This window comes from Oerskovia turbata, from assembly GCF_000718325.1.
Classification (GTDB): Bacteria; Actinomycetota; Actinomycetes; order Actinomycetales; family Cellulomonadaceae; genus Oerskovia; species Oerskovia turbata.
Window position 1 is genome coordinate 59811 of the sequence record NZ_JOFV01000006.1, and the last position, 16961, is coordinate 76771.

The 16961-nt window shown below is 72.6% G+C and carries 21 protein-coding genes and 2 riboswitches; of the genes, 8 read left to right on the top strand and 13 right to left on the bottom strand.

Annotated features, from left to right (window positions below):
• Positions 1–16: 16 nt before the first annotated feature.
• On the bottom strand, positions 17–646 hold the full coding sequence (locus IE95_RS0107615; protein ID WP_129429507.1) for a hypothetical protein: 630 nt from the start codon (positions 644–646) through the stop codon (positions 17–19).
• Between the two features lie 56 nt (positions 647–702).
• Here IE95_RS0107615 and IE95_RS0107620 point away from each other — a divergent pair, with 56 nt between their 5' ends.
• The 3 genes from IE95_RS0107620 (at position 703) to IE95_RS18755 (ending at position 2267) form a co-directional block, all read left to right on the top strand.
• On the top strand, positions 703–1554 hold the full coding sequence (locus tag IE95_RS0107620) for a hypothetical protein (RefSeq protein WP_030151029.1): 852 nt from the start codon (positions 703–705) through the stop codon (positions 1552–1554).
• A complete protein-coding gene (locus tag IE95_RS0107625) occupies positions 1551–1940 on the top strand; it encodes a GntR family transcriptional regulator (RefSeq protein WP_036571465.1) in 390 nt (129 codons plus the stop codon). Before IE95_RS0107620 ends, IE95_RS0107625 begins: the two co-directional genes overlap by 4 nt.
• Positions 1941–2090: 150 nt before the next feature.
• The gene (locus IE95_RS18755; protein WP_036571468.1) at positions 2091–2267 is read left to right on the top strand and encodes a CsbD family protein; all 177 of its coding nucleotides are present in this window, start codon (positions 2091–2093) and stop codon (positions 2265–2267) included.
• 78 nt (positions 2268–2345) lie between these two features.
• Here IE95_RS18755 and IE95_RS0107635 read toward each other — a convergent pair whose 3' ends face one another.
• The 3 genes from IE95_RS0107635 to IE95_RS0107645 form a co-directional block, all read right to left on the bottom strand.
• Positions 2346–3068 (bottom strand): GNAT family N-acetyltransferase, encoded by a 723-nt coding sequence (locus IE95_RS0107635; RefSeq protein ID WP_338068436.1) that lies wholly within the window; start codon positions 3066–3068, stop codon positions 2346–2348.
• Positions 3069–3149: 81 nt separating this feature from the next.
• The gene (locus tag IE95_RS0107640; RefSeq protein ID WP_036571470.1) at positions 3150–4550 is read right to left on the bottom strand and encodes an aminotransferase class V-fold PLP-dependent enzyme; all 1401 of its coding nucleotides are present in this window, start codon (positions 4548–4550) and stop codon (positions 3150–3152) included.
• Between the two features lie 40 nt (positions 4551–4590).
• Positions 4591–4705: riboswitch (SAM riboswitch) on the bottom strand.
• Between the two features lie 97 nt (positions 4706–4802).
• Positions 4803–5696: a phosphotransferase enzyme family protein gene (locus tag IE95_RS0107645; protein ID WP_084689950.1), complete on the bottom strand. Its 894-nt coding sequence runs from the start codon at positions 5694–5696 to the stop codon at positions 4803–4805.
• Positions 5697–5769: 73 nt separating this feature from the next.
• Positions 5770–5862, top strand: a riboswitch (SAM riboswitch).
• 6 nt (positions 5863–5868) lie between these two features.
• Here IE95_RS0107645 and IE95_RS0107650 point away from each other — a divergent pair.
• The 5 genes from IE95_RS0107650 to IE95_RS0107670 all read left to right on the top strand — a co-directional run bounded on the left by IE95_RS0107650 (position 5869) and on the right by IE95_RS0107670 (position 10325).
• Positions 5869–6333: a rhodanese-like domain-containing protein gene (locus tag IE95_RS0107650; RefSeq protein WP_051702872.1), complete on the top strand. Its 465-nt coding sequence runs from the start codon at positions 5869–5871 to the stop codon at positions 6331–6333.
• A gap of 38 nt (positions 6334–6371) precedes the next feature.
• Positions 6372–7625: an O-succinylhomoserine sulfhydrylase gene (locus IE95_RS0107655; RefSeq protein WP_051702922.1), complete on the top strand. Its 1254-nt coding sequence runs from the start codon at positions 6372–6374 to the stop codon at positions 7623–7625.
• Between the two features lie 50 nt (positions 7626–7675).
• Positions 7676–8725, top strand: coding sequence for an LLM class flavin-dependent oxidoreductase (locus tag IE95_RS0107660; protein WP_030151036.1), 1050 nt, complete (start codon positions 7676–7678; stop codon positions 8723–8725).
• 67 nt (positions 8726–8792) lie between these two features.
• Positions 8793–9587, top strand: coding sequence for an MBL fold metallo-hydrolase (locus IE95_RS0107665; protein WP_030151037.1), 795 nt, complete (start codon positions 8793–8795; stop codon positions 9585–9587).
• Positions 9588–9653: 66 nt separating this feature from the next.
• Positions 9654–10325, top strand: a complete 672-nt coding sequence (locus tag IE95_RS0107670; RefSeq protein ID WP_030151038.1) for a DUF1345 domain-containing protein — start codon at positions 9654–9656, stop codon at positions 10323–10325.
• A 10-nt stretch (positions 10326–10335) separates the two neighbouring features.
• On the opposite strand, the gene IE95_RS0107675 is transcribed toward IE95_RS0107670, so the two are convergent.
• The 9 genes from IE95_RS0107675 to IE95_RS0107715 form a co-directional block, all read right to left on the bottom strand.
• The gene (locus IE95_RS0107675) at positions 10336–10617 is read right to left on the bottom strand and encodes a hypothetical protein (protein ID WP_030151039.1); all 282 of its coding nucleotides are present in this window, start codon (positions 10615–10617) and stop codon (positions 10336–10338) included.
• 60 nt (positions 10618–10677) lie between these two features.
• Positions 10678–11319 carry a hypothetical protein gene (locus tag IE95_RS0107680; RefSeq protein WP_129429508.1) on the bottom strand — a complete coding sequence of 214 codons (642 nt, stop codon included), beginning with the start codon at positions 11317–11319 and terminating at the stop codon, positions 10678–10680.
• 14 nt (positions 11320–11333) lie between these two features.
• Positions 11334–11822: a hypothetical protein gene (locus IE95_RS0107685; RefSeq protein ID WP_129429509.1), complete on the bottom strand. Its 489-nt coding sequence runs from the start codon at positions 11820–11822 to the stop codon at positions 11334–11336.
• A 137-nt stretch (positions 11823–11959) separates the two neighbouring features.
• Positions 11960–14161, bottom strand: a complete 2202-nt coding sequence (locus tag IE95_RS0107690) for a hypothetical protein (RefSeq protein ID WP_030151042.1) — start codon at positions 14159–14161, stop codon at positions 11960–11962.
• Positions 14158–14430 (bottom strand): hypothetical protein, encoded by a 273-nt coding sequence (locus tag IE95_RS0107695; RefSeq protein ID WP_030151043.1) that lies wholly within the window; start codon positions 14428–14430, stop codon positions 14158–14160. Before IE95_RS0107695 ends, IE95_RS0107690 begins: the two co-directional genes overlap by 4 nt.
• A gap of 179 nt (positions 14431–14609) precedes the next feature.
• On the bottom strand, positions 14610–15338 hold the full coding sequence (gene purQ / locus IE95_RS0107700; protein WP_030151044.1) for a phosphoribosylformylglycinamidine synthase subunit PurQ: 729 nt from the start codon (positions 15336–15338) through the stop codon (positions 14610–14612).
• Positions 15338–15610: a phosphoribosylformylglycinamidine synthase subunit PurS gene (gene purS, locus IE95_RS0107705; RefSeq protein ID WP_030151045.1), complete on the bottom strand. Its 273-nt coding sequence runs from the start codon at positions 15608–15610 to the stop codon at positions 15338–15340. The genes purQ and purS overlap by 1 nt, the downstream gene beginning before the upstream one ends.
• A 285-nt stretch (positions 15611–15895) precedes the next feature.
• Positions 15896–16519 carry a chitin-binding protein gene (locus IE95_RS0107710; RefSeq protein WP_030151046.1) on the bottom strand — a complete coding sequence of 208 codons (624 nt, stop codon included), beginning with the start codon at positions 16517–16519 and terminating at the stop codon, positions 15896–15898.
• Complete coding sequence (locus IE95_RS0107715) at positions 16519–16917, bottom strand: PadR family transcriptional regulator (RefSeq protein WP_240666378.1); 399 nt, start codon at positions 16915–16917, stop codon at positions 16519–16521. The genes IE95_RS0107710 and IE95_RS0107715 overlap by 1 nt, the downstream gene beginning before the upstream one ends.
• Positions 16918–16961 lie beyond the last annotated feature (44 nt).

The window sequence follows — 16961 nt, forward strand, 5'->3', positions numbered from 1 at the left end:
CGCTCCTCAGCGGGGTTCAACCCGCCGGAGCCGGGCAGATGCCCTCCGCCAGAGAGCCGACCCCCTGGCTCAGCGCCGGTCCCGTGAAGTCGGGGAACGGCCGCTCGAAGCTCATGCCGAGGACGTTCGTCACCGTCATCGACGGCCTGGCCCACTCGTCGAGCGCGCCGCAGTCCGTGATCTTCCACAGCACGACGACCTGCACCGGGCCGCTCGCGATCCGTTGCGGAAGCGCGGCGCCGTCGAGCACCCCGGGTGCGTAGGCGTCGGCGAGGACGTCGTCGACGGTCTGCTGCGCGAGGGTCTGCGAGTCCAGCGCCGGCGTCTCGACCGGTGGCTGGAAGAGCCAGGCATCCACGACCGTCGCCCCCGGGACGTCCCCGATCCCCACCACCGTCCCCCCGATCGGCGCGATCATCGAGATGTCGACGGTCCTCAGGACCACCTCGTCCTGCGGGATCGCCGCCCACGCCCCGGCGGACCCCGCACCGACGTCCGGACCTGGTCGGAGCACGTCCGGTGAGAACCAGGCCCCGACCAGGAGGACGATGGCGATGACCACCAGGAGCAGGCTGCGTCCGCGGGTGGGGCGCGGGGTGAGGGCCGTGAGCGACGGGTCGCTCGGCAAGAGGCTTGTGGACGACATTGGCACAATGTACTGTGCCAATAGGCCAAAGGGCCACCCCCAGAAACGGAGCGTCCGTGCGACTCGTCCCTCCCCTCCTCCTCGTCGGCCTCGTGGTGCTGCTCGTCGTCGCCCTCAACATCAGCCGCCGCGTCAGCGCGGGCGACGTCCGGTGGATCGCGGGGACCGCCGACGTCCCGCCCGCCCAGGCCGACGTCTACCGCCGCTACCTGGCACGGCACCGTCAGCACAGGATGGTCGGCGGGTTGCTGGGCACTGCCCTCGGAGTCCTCCTCGGCCTGCGCTGGAACGCGACGATCCCGCTCGACCTCGTGCTCTTCTGCGGCGTGACCGGCGTCCTCGTCGGGTCCCTGTCGGCCGAGACGTACCGGCTCTCGCGTCCCCGCGCCGTGGACGGCGTCGCTCCCTCGCTGCGTACCGCGTCGCTGACCCCGCGCCCACCGCTCGAGCACGGCCGCGTCCTCGTCACCGCGCGTGTGCTCCTCGCCGTCGCACTGCTCGTCGGCCTGGTCGGCGTGATCGCCGGGCAGACCGCACCACTGCTCGTCGCGCTCACCGGGGTCGTCGTCGCTGCGGTCGCCGAGCGGACCCAGTCAGTCGTCCGATCGAGGCGGCGACCCGTCGTGTCGCCCGACGCTGCCGCCGTCGACCACCGCATCCGTGCCTTCGCGAGCAGGTCGCTCGCCTGGCTCGAGGCGGGAGCGGCGACGCTCACCGTCAGCCAGGTGCTCGCCTCGGTCCCGGTGACCTCGCCGCCGCTCGCAGCCGCCCAGACGTTCTTGTCGATCACCCTGCTCGTCACGACGTTCGTCCTGGTGCACCGGGCGTCGCCCCAACGCCCATGGTCGCTGATCCTTCGCCCGACCCCGGCACTCCCGTCGAGCGCGGGGGCCGGCGGCGTTCGATGATCGTCCAGGTCGACCCCCGCTCCCCCGTCCCGGTCTTCGAGCAGATCCGCACCCAGGTGAGCCGTCTTGTCGCCTCGGGGCAGCTCCGTCCCGGCGCCCGCCTCCCGGCGATCCGCGATCTCGCGACCGACCTCGACATCGCACGAGGGACCGTCAACAAGGCGTACGACGCGCTCGCGCGCGACGGTCTCGTCGAGACGCTCGGCAGGCACGGGACGATCGTCCTCGGCCCCGAGCGGGCGGTCGCGAGGCCAGACGACGTCACGTCCGCAGCAGATGCCCTCGCCCTGGTCGCCCAGCAGACAGGCCTCGACAGCGAGGCCGCCCACGCAGCCCTCGACGCAGCTCTGGGTCGGCTCCGCCCGCCCGAGTCGTCAGGCCCGTAGCGTCTCCAGGACGACGTCGTCCTCCATCCGGTCGTCCTGCCCGACCAGTTGTGAAGGTCTCGTGGACCGCCCGTCCCCCGAGATGCGAGTCGCCGCGCTCCCTGCCTACGGTCGTCGGGAAGCACCCACCAACACCGAGGGAGGAACCCCATGGGACTGGGAGACAAGATCAAGCACGGTGCCGAAGAGGCCAAGGGCAAGGTCAAGGAAGGTGCCGGCAAGGCGACCGGCAACGAGCGCCTCGAGGCCGAGGGCCACGCCGACCAGGCGAAGGCCAACGTCAAGCAGGCCGGCGACGACGTCAAGGACGCCTTCACGAAGGACTGACGCCCCGGCAGACGTCCGCCCCGGGACCCGATCGCGGGTCCCGGGGCGGTGCTGTGGACAGGGTGGACGGGGAGTACGTCAGAGCGCGATGACCGGGGGCAGGTCGGGGACCGCGACACCGGGCGCCCCGGCGTCGGGCTCCCCGGCGGCGGTCAGCCCGACCGGGCCGAGCACGGGCACGGTGCGTGGGCTCGTGATCCGGTCGAGCAGGCCGAGCTCGACGCCCGGCCACTCGTGCGCCAGGATCGAGAAGCACACCGAGTCGGCCCGGGTCCCGTCGGGAGCCGCGCGATGACCTCGCATGACGCCCTCCTCGTACGCGCCGAGGCGACGCATCGCGGCGAGCGAGCGCACGTTGCGCGCGTCCACCCGGAAACCCACGCGGTGCACGTCCCACGACTCGAACGCATGTCGGAGCAGCAGCCATTTCGAGACCGGGTTGACGAGGCTCCCCCACGTGGACCGGGCGTAGAAGGTCCGCCCGATCTCCACGCGCCTGTCGTCGAGCGACAGGTCACGGAAAGCGGTGCTCCCCACCACGAGACCCGAGCCCGCGTCGACGACGGCGAAGGCCGTCAGCGCGCGGGTGGCGCGGGTGTCCTCGATGAAGTTCACCATCCCGACCTCCCCCTCGGGGAGGGTCGTACTCATACCTGCCCACATCGACGGATCGACGATCTGGGCGAGCGCACCGGCGTGCGCGACAGCCAGGGGTTCGAGGCGGAACCCGTGGCCTTGAAGGTGGACATCGTGCTGCACAGCGCATATCAGAACACACGCAGGCGTCGCCGCCAAGACCACGGAGCGGTCGTTCGTGGACGACGGGATGACGCCCCGGTGAACGTTGCGCTCCCGGCAGCGTCTTCGCAGGTCAGAGGGCGTTCATGCCGGGGCCGGTCCGCAGCCCACGGCGGCCGTGATGTTGCCTGCCGCGGCCGTCGCGAACAGGCCCGAGAGCCCCGCGACCTGCAGGAGCGGACGCGGGTCGTCGCTCACGACCCAGCAGCCGTCCACGACCTCGTACCGGGCCTTGGCCCCTTCGCTGACCCAGGTGCGCAGCGCGGTGATCAGGCGCTCGATCTCCTCGCCCGTGGTGCCCACCCCGATCGACGCCCGGATCGCCCCGGCCGGGAAGCCCAGCCGGGCCAGGAGCGGGTGCGCGCAGAAGCGGCCGTCGCGCACGCCGATGCCGTGCTCGGCCGACAGGTAGGCCGCGACCAGCCCCGCGTCCGAGCCGTCGACCGAGAACGTCACGACCCCCACCGGGTCGACGGCGTCGGCCCAGGCCCGCACGACGCGCACGCCGTCGATCGCCTCCAGACCCTCGACGAGGCGGGCCCGCAGCTCGGTCTCGTGCGCGACGAGCTCGCCGGGCTCGAGGGCCGCGAGCGCGTCGCACGCGGAGGCGAGCGCGACCGCGCCGATCACGTTGGGCGACCCGGCCTCGTGCCGCGCCGGGGCGCTCTGCCACGTGGTGCCGTCGAGCGTCACGTTGCGGACCGCGCCACCACCGGCGAGGTAGGGCGTGCCGGTGTCGAGCCAGTCGCGGCGACCGACGAGAGCGCCCGCGCCGAACGGCGCGTACGTCTTGTGCCCCGAGAACGCGACGTAGTCCACGTCGCTCGCGGCGAGCGAGACGCCGCGGTGCGGGACGAGCTGGGCGCCGTCGAGCAGGACGCGCGCGCCGGCGTCGTGCGCCGCGGCCACGACCTCGGCGAGCGGCAGCGACTCACCCGTGACGTTCGACGCTCCCGTGACCGCGACGAGCGCGTACGGGAAGCGGGAGAGCTCGGCGCGCAGGCCCGACAGGGTCTCGGCGACCGTCGCACCGCCGACCAGCACCGTGGCGCCGCCCGTGCGCTGCCAGGGCAGGAGGTTCGCGTGGTGCTCGACGTCGAGGACGAGCACGCGACCCGGCGAGCCGTCCGCCTGGGCCGGGACGCAGCCCGCGAGGAGGTTGAGGGAGTCCGTGGTGTTGCGCGTGACGATCGTGACGTCGTCCTCGCGGGCTCCGACGAACGCGCCGATGGTCTGGCGGGCGGCCTCGTAGAGGGCCGTCGACACCTGCGACAGGTAGCCCGCGCCGCGGTGCACGCTCGCGTACAGCGGCAGGACCTCGTTGACCCGGTCGGCCACGACCTGGAGCGCCGGGGCCGAGGCAGCGACGTCGAGGTTCGCGTACGGGACGCTGCGCCCGTCGACGAGGGGGACCAGGGTGTCGCTGCCCACGACGGGCAGCACGGCACACGAGGCGGGTGCTTCGATCACTGCGTGTGCGCTCATGGCACGTCCTCCGGTGGTCGTCGGAGTTCGCCCTGCGGCCCCTCCGCGCTTGCCCCCCTCCAGACAGAGAGGGACCTGGTCGTCACCCGGGGCACCCCACCGCGGAGGAGGGTTGCCGGCCAGCAAACCGGGGTTTTGCGCTGGCACTCATGACCTGGGGACCAGGATGGTCGAGGCCCGCGGAGCGTGTCAACCGGTGGGCACAGCGTCTCGGATGATGGTCAGGGTGGTCTGCCAGGCGGGCGGGTCGGCTCAGCGGGGCGACGCGTCCGCGAGCGCCCGAACGCGCTGCGCGTCGGCCCGGTACATGGCCGCGTGCTCCCGGAACTCGTCGCGTCCGGTCGCGGACGCCCGCTCGTCGGTGAACGCCGCGAGCTCGTCGAGCCGCGCCACGACGGTGGTCAGGACCTCGCGACGCGAGTACGGCATCCCGTACGCGGCGACCAGCGTGTCGAGCCGCGCCAACGGGTCCAGCCGCCCGACGACGTCGGCCCCCTCCCCGTCCCCGGCGTCCGCCACGAGGGGCGCGAGCCGGTAGCCCAGGTAGGCCAGGTCCCAGATCCGGGGGCCGGGGCTCGCGGTGTCGAAGTCGATGAGCCCGACGACGACCCCGTCGCGGAAGACCAGGTTGTACGGTGCGACGTCGTTGTGGCACACGACCTCGACCGGCTCGTGCGGTGCGGTCTGCCAGGTGGGGGTTGCGGGCCCGGCGTCTGCAGACCCGGCGCCCGCGGCGAGGAACCCGGCGCTCGCGTCGTGCACGCGCCGCAGCAGCGCGCCCGCGTCCCGGAGCACGGACTCGTCCCAGACCCACGGGGGCAGCGGGTAGTGCGCGACGTCACCGGCGAGGAAGGACAGCACCTCGCGTCCCTGGTCGTCGGTCCCCAGCGGCTCGGGCACCTCGACGACGCCCTGTCCTCGCAGGTGGCGCAGGAGCGCCTGGACCGTGGGCGTCCAGGGCCCGGCGGTGCGTCGCACGGTGTCGCCGCGCCGCACGACGGTCGAGGAGTTGCCCCCGGTCAGGAGCTCCTCGGCCTGCTGGCCGTGCGCCGCGAGACAGAGGGCTTGCGTCGAGGTAGAGGCCCCTGGCCCTCTGTCTCGACGGGAAGCCTCTACCTCGCGGTCCGGTTCGGGGAGGCGTGTCATGCGCAGGAACCTACCCGACCACCCTGCGAGACGCCCGTTCCACCCCGTGGGCACGGTGGCGTACGATCCGACGCAACCATCCAGAGCGGCTGAGTGACTTGGCACGACGACGCCGCAGCAACCCCCCGGTGACGGGCGAGGGTGCTACCGCCACGACCGATGGAGGATCACCATGAGTGCCCCCGATCCCACGACCGCTGCCCCGGTCCCCGACGCCCGTCCCGCCGACGGCTACGCCGGCGACATCACGCCCCAGCAGGCGTGGGCCCTTCTCCAGAGCGACCCGAGCGCCGTCCTCGTCGACGTCCGCACCGACGCCGAGTGGCGCTTCGTGGGCGTCCCCGACCTGACCTCGACGGGCCGCGAACCGGTCCTGACCCAGTGGGTCGACGTCGCAGGCCGCCCGAACCCTGCGTTCGTCACGGACCTCACCGCGGCCGGGCTGAGCCCCGAGCGTCCGGTCGTCTTCCTGTGCCGCTCGGGAGCCCGCTCGATCGGCGCGGCCAAGGCCGCGACCGCCGCGGGGCTGGGTCCCGCGTACAACGTCCTCGAGGGCTTCGAGGGAGCGCTCGACGGCGCCGGTCACCGTGGTTCCGACGGCTGGCGCGCCGCGGGCCTGCCCTGGAAGCAATCGTGAGCGCCGCGACCGGGGAGACCCCCGACGGCGTCCTCCGCATCCCCGCCGGCATCCCTGGCGGCTCGGGTCGTGGCCCGCTCCCCCGCTCGGTCCGCCCCGACACCCTCGCGGTGCGCGGCGGCCACGCCCGCACGAACTTCGAGGAGACGAGCGAGGCGCTCTTCCTCACGCAGGGCTACGTGTACGGGAGCGCCGCCGAGGCCGAGGCCGCGTTCACTGGCGAGGTCGACCGTTTCATCTACTCGCGCTACGGCAACCCGACCGTGCACACGTTCGAGGAGCGGCTGCGACTGATCGAGGGCGCCGAGGCCTGCTACGCCACGGCGTCCGGTATGTCGGCGGTCTTCACGTCGCTCGCGGCGCTCGTCGGTGCCGGGTCGCGCATCGTCGCGGCCCGCGCGCTGTTCGGCTCGTCGCTCGTCATCTTCGACGAGATCTTCGCCAAGTGGGGCGTGCGGACCGACTACGTCGACGGCCACGTGCTCTCACAGTGGGAGGAGGCGCTGTCGACCCCCGCGGACGTCGTCTTCTTCGAGACCCCGTCCAACCCCATGCAGGACGTGATCGACGTGCGCCGCGTGAGCGACCTCGCGCACGCCGCGGGGGCCGTCGTCGTGCTCGACAACGTGTTCGCGACCCCCGTGCTGCAGAAGCCGCTCGAGCTCGGCGCCGACGTCGTCGTGTACTCGGCGACCAAGCACATCGACGGTCAGGGCCGCGTGCTGGGTGGCGCGATCCTGGGCTCCGAGGAGTACGTCAAGGGCCCCGTCCAGACCTTCATCCGCAACACGGGCCCCTCGCTCAGCGCGTTCAACGCGTGGGTCCTGGTCAAGGGGCTCGAGACCCTGTCGGTGCGCGTCAAGGCGCAGAACGCCTCGGCCCTCCTCGTCGCGACCGCGCTCGAAGACCTGCCCGGCATCACGGCCGTGCGCTACCCGTTCCTCGCCTCGCACCCCCAGGTCGAGCTCGCCAAGGCCCAGCAGAGCGGCGGCGGGACGGTCGTCACGTTCAACCTCGACGTGCCCGGCGCCGACGACCCGCACACCGACCCCGAGCTCCTCAAGAAGCGCACGTTCGCGTTCCTCGACGCCCTGCGGGTCGTGGACATCTCCAACAACCTGGGTGACGCCAAGTCGCTCATCACGCACCCGGCGACCACGACGCACCGCAAGCTGGGTCCGGAGGGGCGTGCCGCCGTCGGGATCGCGGAGACGACCGTGCGCCTGTCGATCGGCCTCGAGGACCCGCTCGACCTGATCGAGGACGTGGAGCAAGCTCTGGCCACCCGCTGAGTGGGGCCGCGCAGGAATACCCCAGCCGTATCCCGGGGTTGCATCTGGCGATGACTACCTCGCCGCGCCTCTCCGTCCTCGACCTCGTCCCCGTCCGCTCGGGACAGTCCTCCGCCCAGGCCATCGCCGCCTCCCTGGACCTCGTGCGCCTCGCCGACCGCCTCGGCTTCACGCGCTACTGGTTCGCCGAGCACCACAACATGCCCGCGGTCGCGGCGTCGGCACCGCCCGTCATGATCTCGGCGGCCGCCGCGGTGACCGAGCGGATCCGCGTCGGGTCGGGCGGCGTCATGCTGCCCAACCACGCGCCGCTCGTCGTCGCCGAGCAGTTCGCGGTCCTGGAGGCCATGGCCCCGGGGCGCATCGACCTGGGCATCGGGCGCGCGCCCGGCAGCGACCCCGTCGTCACCGCCCTGCTGCGCAGCAGCGGCCCGACGTCCGACGTCGACCGCTTCCCCCAGCACGTCCAGGACATCCGCTCACTCATGAGCGCCGAGGGGGCCTCGGTCCGACTCACGACCGGCCAGGTCTACGACGTCCACGCGACCCCGGCCGCCGAGACGGTGCCGACCGTGTGGCTGCTCGGGTCGAGCGACTACTCCGCGCGCCTGGCGGCCGAGCTCGGCCTGCCGTACGTGTTCGCCAACCACTTCTCGGGTCAGGGCATCGACGAGATCCTCGCGCTGTACCGCGAGGGTTACCGCCCGTCAGCCGAGCACCCGACGCCGGAGACGTTCCTGACGGTCAACGTGTCGGTCGCCCCGACGCTCGACGAGGCCCGCGCCCGCGCTCTGCCGCAGGCCCGCATGATGGCGCGCCTGCGCTCGGGCAAGCCGCTCGGCGCGCAGGAGAGCGTCGAGGACGCCGCGTCCACGCCGCTCGACGGGCTCACGTCCCAGATGGCCGACGAGATGCTCGACCGGTGGATCGTCGACGAGCCCGACGCCGCCGCTCGCCGTGTGCGCGAGCTCGCGGCCCGGCACGGCGTCGACGAGGTCATGGTCGTGCCCGTCGCGGGCTCGCGCGCGGACGAGTCCCTCGACGCGACGCCCGGCCGCACGCAGACGATCGAGCTCCTCGCGGCCGCGCTCCAGGACTGACGGCCGTCCCGTGCCCCCACCCCGCGACGACCGCACCCGACGGCCCGCCCACGCGGCGTCGTCGGGCGTGCCCGTGCGGGTCACGGGCCTGGCCTCGGTGCTGCTCGCACCCAACCCCGGTCCCATGACCCTCGACGGGACCAGGTCGTACGTCCTGGCCGCACCGGGGGCGGGCACACGCGTGGTCGTCGACCCGGGGCCCGACGACGTCGCTCACCTCACCGCTCTGGCCGCCGGCCCGCGCGTCGAGGTCGTCCTGATCACGCACCGCCACGCCGACCACACCGCAGGAGCGGCACGCTTCGCCGAGCTCACGGGCGCGCCGGTCCGCGCCGCGGACCCGGCCCACTGCCACCCGGCCCGTTCCCGCGAGGCGACCCTGTTACGAGGCGGGGAGACGATCCACGCGGCCGGGCTGCGGATCGAGGTCCTCGCGACTCCCGGGCACACGGGCGACTCGACGAGCTTCCACCTCCCCGACGACGGGCCGCACGGCAGCGTGCTCACGGGCGACACGGTCCTTGGTCGCGGCACCACGGTCATCGCCGAGCCCGACGGATCGCTCCGCGACTACCTCACGAGCCTCGACGCGCTCGAGCCGATCGGCGCCGCGACGGTCCTGCCCGCGCACGGCCCGCACCTGGACGACCTGGCCGCCGTCGTGCGGACGTACCGCGAGCACAGGACAGGCAGGCTCGCCCAGGTGCGTACGGCGCTCGGGAACCAAGCGGGCGACCCGGTCACGGAGGCGCTCGTCGACGACGTGACCGCCACGGTCTACGGCGACGTCGTCCCCGGTCTGCTCTCCGCAGCACGGCAGAGCGTCCGAGCACAGCTCCGATACCTCGCCGAAGGGACGTAGCCGCAGACACCACGGGACGATTCCGGCCAACGCGCCGGGCCGCGCGGCCGATGGTTGACTGACCGCGTGACGCCCTCCGGACCCGACCTGCCCTCCGACCCCGTCCCCCGCGACCGGCTCGGGCCCGGCCCCGGGTGGCGCCTGGCGGCCGGGGTCCTGGTCGGGGTGGCGGTCGGGACCTGGCTCGGTGCGCAGGGCCACCTGCGGTTCGCGGTCCTCGCGGGGTGGAGCGTCGCCGCCCTGCTGTTCGTCGTGTGGACCTGGGCCGTCATCGCGCCCATGGACGCCCGGGTGACCGCGAGCCATGCCACGCGCGAGGAACCGTCACGGCGGGTGGCGCACCTGTTCATCCTGGCGGCGGCGGTCGTGAGCCTCGTCGGGGTCGGGCTCCTGCTGCTCGCGTCCCCCGCCGACAAGAGCGCGCAGGCGCTCACCGCGGTGTTCGCCGTGGGGAGCGTCGCGATCTCGTGGGCCGCGGTCCACACCCTGTTCGGGCTGGCCTACGCGCGGCAGTACTACACGGGCGTCGACGGGGGCATCGACTTCAACCAGGCCGAGCCGCCCCGATACCTCGACTTCATGTACGTGGCGTTCACGGTCGGGATGAGCTTCGCGATCTCCGACACCAACGTGACGTCGGGCGCGGTCCGCCGGACCGCGCTGGGGCACGCCCTGCTGTCCTACATGTTCGGGACCGTGATCATCGGCGCCGTCGTCAACCTGGTCGCGGGGCTCTGACCCCGTCGTCTCACCGGCTCCGGCGGGTCAGGAGGCTCGACACGAGCGCCGCGACCGCGGCCACCGCGGTGACGAGGAAGAGTGCGAGGGCGACCCTCAGCGGGGTGTACGCGATGCGCTCGGTCATCTCGCCCGTCGGGCCGAACCAGCCCCAGTCCGCGACCACGGCCTCGATGCGCGAGCCGATCGCCCCCACCCGGCCCGGCGCCGCGCCGAGCATCCCGGTCACCCACGCGACGCAGTCGATCACATGGGCGCCGAACACGGAGGAACCGGACAAGAGGGTGAGCACCGGTCAAGGGTAACGGGTCGGGCGGCCAGGCAGCGGGTGATATCGCGGACGGACGGACCGTCAGCCACACGGAGGGACCACGACCGACGGGTCGTCGATCGTCAACAACGCACGATCCGGCGGGGTGGCGAACACGCCCTGCACCGCACCTGTCGCGTCACACGAGCGCCAGAGCCCTTCCTCGGACCATACGACCACCGGGACCTCGTCCAGAACCTCGATCTCGTAGGTGAAGACGTGACTCGCTGTCCGGCTCGGCTCGGTCATGATCCGTTCCCCCTCCCCAGAGCACACGATCACGGTCGCACCCGATTCCGTTTCCTCGACCGAGGTCACTACGAAGGACATCGGCCCCGCCCGCAACTCCAAGTCGCCGTTCTCGATGCCGTCGACGACCTCGGAGTACCACCCTCTCGCGAGGCTCTCCGTCATGATGTCCACGTGAGGTGAGGAGAAGTCCAAGGCGTTGGTCGCGGCCGCCCCGACCAGCTCGTAGTCCCGCACCGCCTGCACCCACGGCGACTCCTCGAGTTCCCCCACCGGCTCGCCCTCGGGCCACTCCACCTCCGTCGAGAACGGCGCAGGCTCCGGCGCCGACGAGCACCCACCAAGCACCAGCACCCCTGCCAGCGCCGCGACCGATCTTCCACCAGCCCCTCCCGACACCCTGCTGACCGGAACGGGATCAGGCGCCGACCCCACGGCTCGCCTCCATGTCACGGCTCGGACCCAGCCGGCGGGACCACGACCGACGGGTCGTCGATCGTCAACAGCTCACGATCCGGCGGCGTGACGAACACCCCCTGCACCGCACCCGAGGCATCACACGACCCGAAACGCTCCTCGCGCCCCCCGTCCACCACCCAGTGACCGTCGACCTCCACCAGGTAGTACTCGACCGCCGTGCTCGATGCCTCCCGAGGCTCAGCCATGACCCGATCCCGCGGCGCATGACACGCCACCACCGTCACCCCCGCCTCCGTCTCTACCACCGACGACACCACGAACGACCGCGGCCCCACCCACAGTTCCAGATCACCATCCTCGATACCGTCGACGGCCTCCTCGTACCACCCCTGCGTCACCCCTTCCGCCATCACCCCGAAGCGGGACGAGGAGAAGTCCAGCGCATTCGTCCCAGCAGCCACGACAAGCTCGTACTCTCGCACCGCCTGCACCCACGGTGTTCCCTCGAGCTCCCCCACCGGCTCGCCCTCGGGCCACTCCACCTCCGTCGAGAACGGCGCAGGCTCCGGCGCCGACGAGCACCCACCAAGCACCACCGCTCCCACGAGCGCTGCGGCCGCCCTCACTGCCCCGCGTGGCACACGACACTCTCTCTTCACTGACGTTCTCCCTCCCGCGCCCAGGCGTCGAACCCGTCGTTGTAGTCCGCGATCTGTTCGTCGACGAACCGCGGGTCCGGGTCCATGAGTCCGAGCGCCACGTAGTCCTCGACCAGGAGCCCGAGCTTTTCCCGCATGATCACGTTGCGCTCCTCCTCGTTCCCGTACTCCAGTTGCAGGGCGTCGTTGTACGCGGTGGCCCAGTGGGTCCCCACGAGGTCCCCGGCGGACCCGACAAGCTGTCCGAACGCCCAGCTCCCCAGGTACTTTCCCGGGACCGACACCGCGCCCACGAACCCACCGGCCGCGCTGATGCCGGCCTTCAACGCGTCGTCGTCTCGCCGTCCGACCGCGAGCCCCGCACCGACGGGCGCCCCTTCGAGGGCGGCCTGCGTGCCCAGCAGGCGCAGGATGGCCCCCTCGGCGGTCAACATGGAACCGGGCACGGTGGCCAGGCTCGTCACGTGCTCCTGGTACTCGGCGACGTGCGCAGCCAGGACCTCCCGCCCCGCGAGGTCATGCCCCGCGACACCGAAGAGGTCGGCGACCCAGTCCTGCTTCGCATTGACGATCGGCACGGGCTCGCCGCCCAGGATTCCCGTCACAACGACACCCGTATTCGGTGACCGCGCCGAGATCGGGTACTCCCCGAGCTGTTCGAGCTGCTGCACGAGCGCGGTCGCCAGGAGCATCGCGCCGTGGGTGCTCACGTTCTCCGGTTCCAGTGCTGCGTTCCGGCTGAGCAGCTCGAAGACGCTGGTCGAGAGGGAGGCGACGTCCTGCATCACCGCGACGTCGAGCGGCGACCCGTCGGCCGCTCCGGCCACCAGCCCTCCTTCCGCTCGCTGCAGGCCGGCCCAGAGCGCGTGCACGCCTTCGAAGCCGTCCCCGCTGGTCCCCACGGACCAGTCCCGCTGGCCGAACCAGTAGGTCAGCCGCGCGTCACCCAGTGTTCCGTCGGTCGCGAAGTCGTCCTTGTCCGCGCTGAGCCAGGCGATCGCGGCGTCGGGATACACGCCGAGCGTCGCGAGCACCCTTCCCGACGCGTCGTCGACCTGGTTGCCGTTGGTCCCGCTCTCGAGGCCGGCGAGGAACCGGCCCCCTGCGTTCGGGGACGTGTCGTACCAGGCTCCCGTCGAGGCGTTGAGGGGGTTGCGTTCCTGGTCGTCGAGCGCGTCCGCGACCGCGACCGCGAGCGTCTCCCCCAGGGGGGCGCGGAGCGGGTTCGAGAACAGGAAGCCGATCGCGGCGACCCCGCCTCCCCCCGTCGCGCTCGCCGTGCTGAGCATCTGCTCGGCGAACCTGTCCGCGGTCCGGGGAGACCAGCGCGCCGAGCCCGTACTGAGGGCGGCCCGGATGCCCGCAGCGAGCAGGAGTGCCGCCGCAGGATCGACGCGGCCCGCTTGCGCGTCGTCGCCGAGCCGGTCGACCATGGCGACGGTGGTCTCACCTCCGACCTTCAGGAAGTACTGCGCCATCACGTCGTTCGACCCGCCCCACGTGTCGAAGAAGGCCTGGAGCCGCTCCAGTTCGCGCTCGGAGGCGTCTCCGCTCGCGACGCGGTCCGCGAGACCGGCGAAGGCGGCCGCGAGCTCGGTGCTGCTCATCTCGGCCGTCGAGTCGATGCCGCCCGCCAGGAGTGCTCGGTACGTCGCCGACCATCCGTCGGGGGCGTCGGCCGCGAGGGCAGCACAGAACGTGCTGTCGGCCGCTGCCCGCTGCTCCTCGAGCGCACGCAGTGCCGCCCACGCGTCGAGCACGTCCTGCTCGGCCTGCTCGCGGACGCGTCGACGCGCACGATCGCGGTCGTCCTCGTCGTAGCAGATGGCCGAGCCGGTGTACTCGGAGTCCCAGTAGAGCCGTGCGATGACATGCTCCGCCTCGTCGAGCCGTGTCCGCTGGACGGTGGCGTCGCTCGCGATCCATGCCACGACGGTCACATAGGTGCCGACGGCCCGGGAGAACGCCTCGGCGGCCGCCTGCACCCGTGCGAGCCGTGCCTCAGGGACCGGAACCTGCGCTCGCCAGGCGTCACCGGACACTCCTTGCCACGCTTCGACACCGAGGTCGCCCGATGCGCTCGCCAACGTGCCCGCCGCGGCCCTCGCCTGGTCGGCATGGGCCCCGAAGCCGGCCGAGAGGCTGGTCAGGACGGTCAGGTCCCCCGCGTCGGGGCGTCGGGTCGTGTAGTAGCTCACGGGGCGGCCTGCGCAAGCGCCCGGTCGGCCTCTTCGACGGCCCGGGCGGCCTCCCCGGCGTGGCGTCCGAGCGCCTCGATCTCCTCGGAGGCCCCGCGGAGCTCGAGCGCCATCCGCATCGCGAATTCCTGCACCGCGTTCTCGACCGCCTGGCTTCCGCATCCGCCTGCGCTGTCGGGCACCGTCCACGGGAGCTGCGATGCTGCCGCCTGCAGGCTGGAACCTGCCGTCTCCATGCGTACCGTGTCGACCCGTAGGGACTCTGACATGCCACGCCCCCCTGTTCTTGAGATCTCGTGCGTTCCGGGGCACAGGCTAGCCGTGGCCTCGTGCGTGCGACATGGGCACCGCTCCCCCTCCGTCCCGCGGTGCGCGACGGCGGCGCTCACCTCGGGAGGTGAGCGCCGCCGTCGGGCAGTGCGAAGTGTCGCGCGAGGCGACGGGGTTCTCAGGCCTGGACGAGCGTGCTCAGCACCGAGGTGAAGAAGCCCAGCCCGTCCGTGCCCGCGCGGGGGCCGGACTCGTTCGCGGGGCCGAACCCGGCCTCGACCGCGTGCTCGGGGTGCGGCATGAGGCCCACGACGTTGCCCGCCGCGTTCGAGATGCCCGCGATGTTGCGGCGCGAGCCGTTGGGGTTCCAGCCCTCGTAGCGGAAGACGACACGCCCCTCGGCCTCGAGCTCGTCGAGCGTGCGCTCGTCGGCGACGAACTGGCCGTCCTGGTTCTTGAGCGGCACCGTGATGCGCTGGCCCGCGGTGTAGTCGCGCGTCCAGGCGGTGTCGGCGTTCTCGACGACCATGGTCTGCTCGCGGCAGATGAACGCGAGGTGGTCGTTCTTGATCATCGAGCCGGGCAGCAGGTGCGCCTCGGTGAGGATCTGGAAGCCGTTGCAGATGCCCAGGACGGGCAGGCCACCCTTGGCCGCGTCGACGAGCGAGTCCATGACGGGCGCGAAGCGGCTGATCGCCCCGGCGCGCAGGTAGTCGCCGTACGAGAAGCCGCCCGGGAGCACGACCGCGTCGACCCCGTGCAGGTCCGCGTCCGCGTGCCACAGGGACACGGGCTCACCACCGGCCAGGCGCACCGCCCGCGCCGCGTCGCGGTCGTCGAGCGTGCCGGGGAACGTGATGACACCGATCCGGGCCGTGGCCAGGCCGGTCGCTGCGGGGGCGCTCATCAGGCGCTCTCCCCGCCCAGCTCGGCCGTCAGCTCGGCGACGAGGACGACGTCCTCGATGACCGGGTTCGACAGGACCTTCTCGCCGGCCTCGCGGGCCGCGGCGAGCACCTCGGGGGTGACGTCACCCTCGACCTCGAGCTCGAACCGCTTGCCCTGGCGCACGCCGGTGAACTGGGTGAAGCCCAGGCGCGGGAGCGCCCCGACGACGGCCTTGCCCTGCGGGTCCAGGATCTCGGGCTTGGGCATGACCTCGACGACTACGCGTCCCACAGGAGCTCCTCGGGAAGTTGGTCCGGCCGGCTCGGCTCGGACAGGTCCGCACGAGGCTCGGGGCGCGCCGCGAGGGCGGCGACGAGGTCGCACGGATCTCGGTGGGTGGGGATTCCGGGGCCAGTTTACCCGGGCCGCGCACGGGGCCGGGTCGCGTCTCAGGCGTCGGTCGGGGCGGGACTTTCCCGGGCGCCGAGAACGAGGTAGTGGCCGTTCTGCGCGCCCTGGCGACCTCGACCTCGTTCTCGGCCGCAGGGATCTCCCTGCCCGACGGCGGGGCTCGCCTCAGGAGGTGGGTTCGGCGTCCCGGGGGTCGGGTGAGGCGGACGGGAGCCGCATCGGCTCGGGCACGTTGCCGTAGACCACGTGGCGGTACCAGGCGGTCCGTGTGCGGCTCTCGCGGAACGCCGTCCCTGACGCGATCACGACAGCGACGACGAAGGTCCAGAAGTACCACGTCGCGAGGAACGTGGGCCAGAGGTCGGCGAGAGGTCGTCCCGTGACCCACGCGTACCCCGCGAGCACCGCGAGCAGCGGGCTGTAGATCAGGACCAGCGTCCACGCGGCGTCCCGCACCGAGTAGAACGCTCCCCGGATGTCGTCCGCGACCCACCACCAGTAGTCCGCAGGCAGCCTGAGGCCGAACCGGTACAGGACCCACCGCCACAGCGGCGGGCGCTCCCGCCGGCGCAGGCCCCATCCGGCGCGCAGCAGGCTGCGGATCTCGTCGGTGCTCAACCGGTCGGGTGCGGGCGCACCCGCGGCCTCTGCGGCCGCGTGCGCGACGTCCTGCTGGACCGCGAGGAGCTCCTCGCCGTGGACCTCGCGCCAGCGGCGGGGGTAGGCCCGCGCCCAGAAGCGCGCCGACCGCTCGAAGCGCTCGTCGGCCGTCAGGTCGCGGCGACGCATCAGGCCAGCCCTCCCGCGAGCCTGCCCGACGTCGGGCGCGCTGCCGTGCCGCGCTGGTCGAGGGCCTCCTGCGCCCGGGCGGCGAGCTCGCGGAGCCTGTCCGTCTCCTGCTCGGCGGCGTGGCGGCCGTCGTCGGTGATCCGGTAGTAGCGCCGGAGGCGACCGTCGACGACCTCCTCGCCCGCAGGCTCGACGAGGCCCGCGCCCGAGAGCCGGTCGAGGTTGCCGTACAGCGTGCCGGCGCCGAGGGCTGTCGCCCCGTCGGAGAGCTCGGCGACGGCTTGGATGACGGCGTAGCCGTGCAGCGGCTCGGGCGTCAGGGACAGCAGGATCAGGTAGGCCTGCTCGGTCATGCGGAAGGACTTCCCGCCGGCCGGGCCGCTCGTCGCTGTGGGCATGGTCGATATATATCGTGCGACGACCTATGGGGCAACCGGGGCGC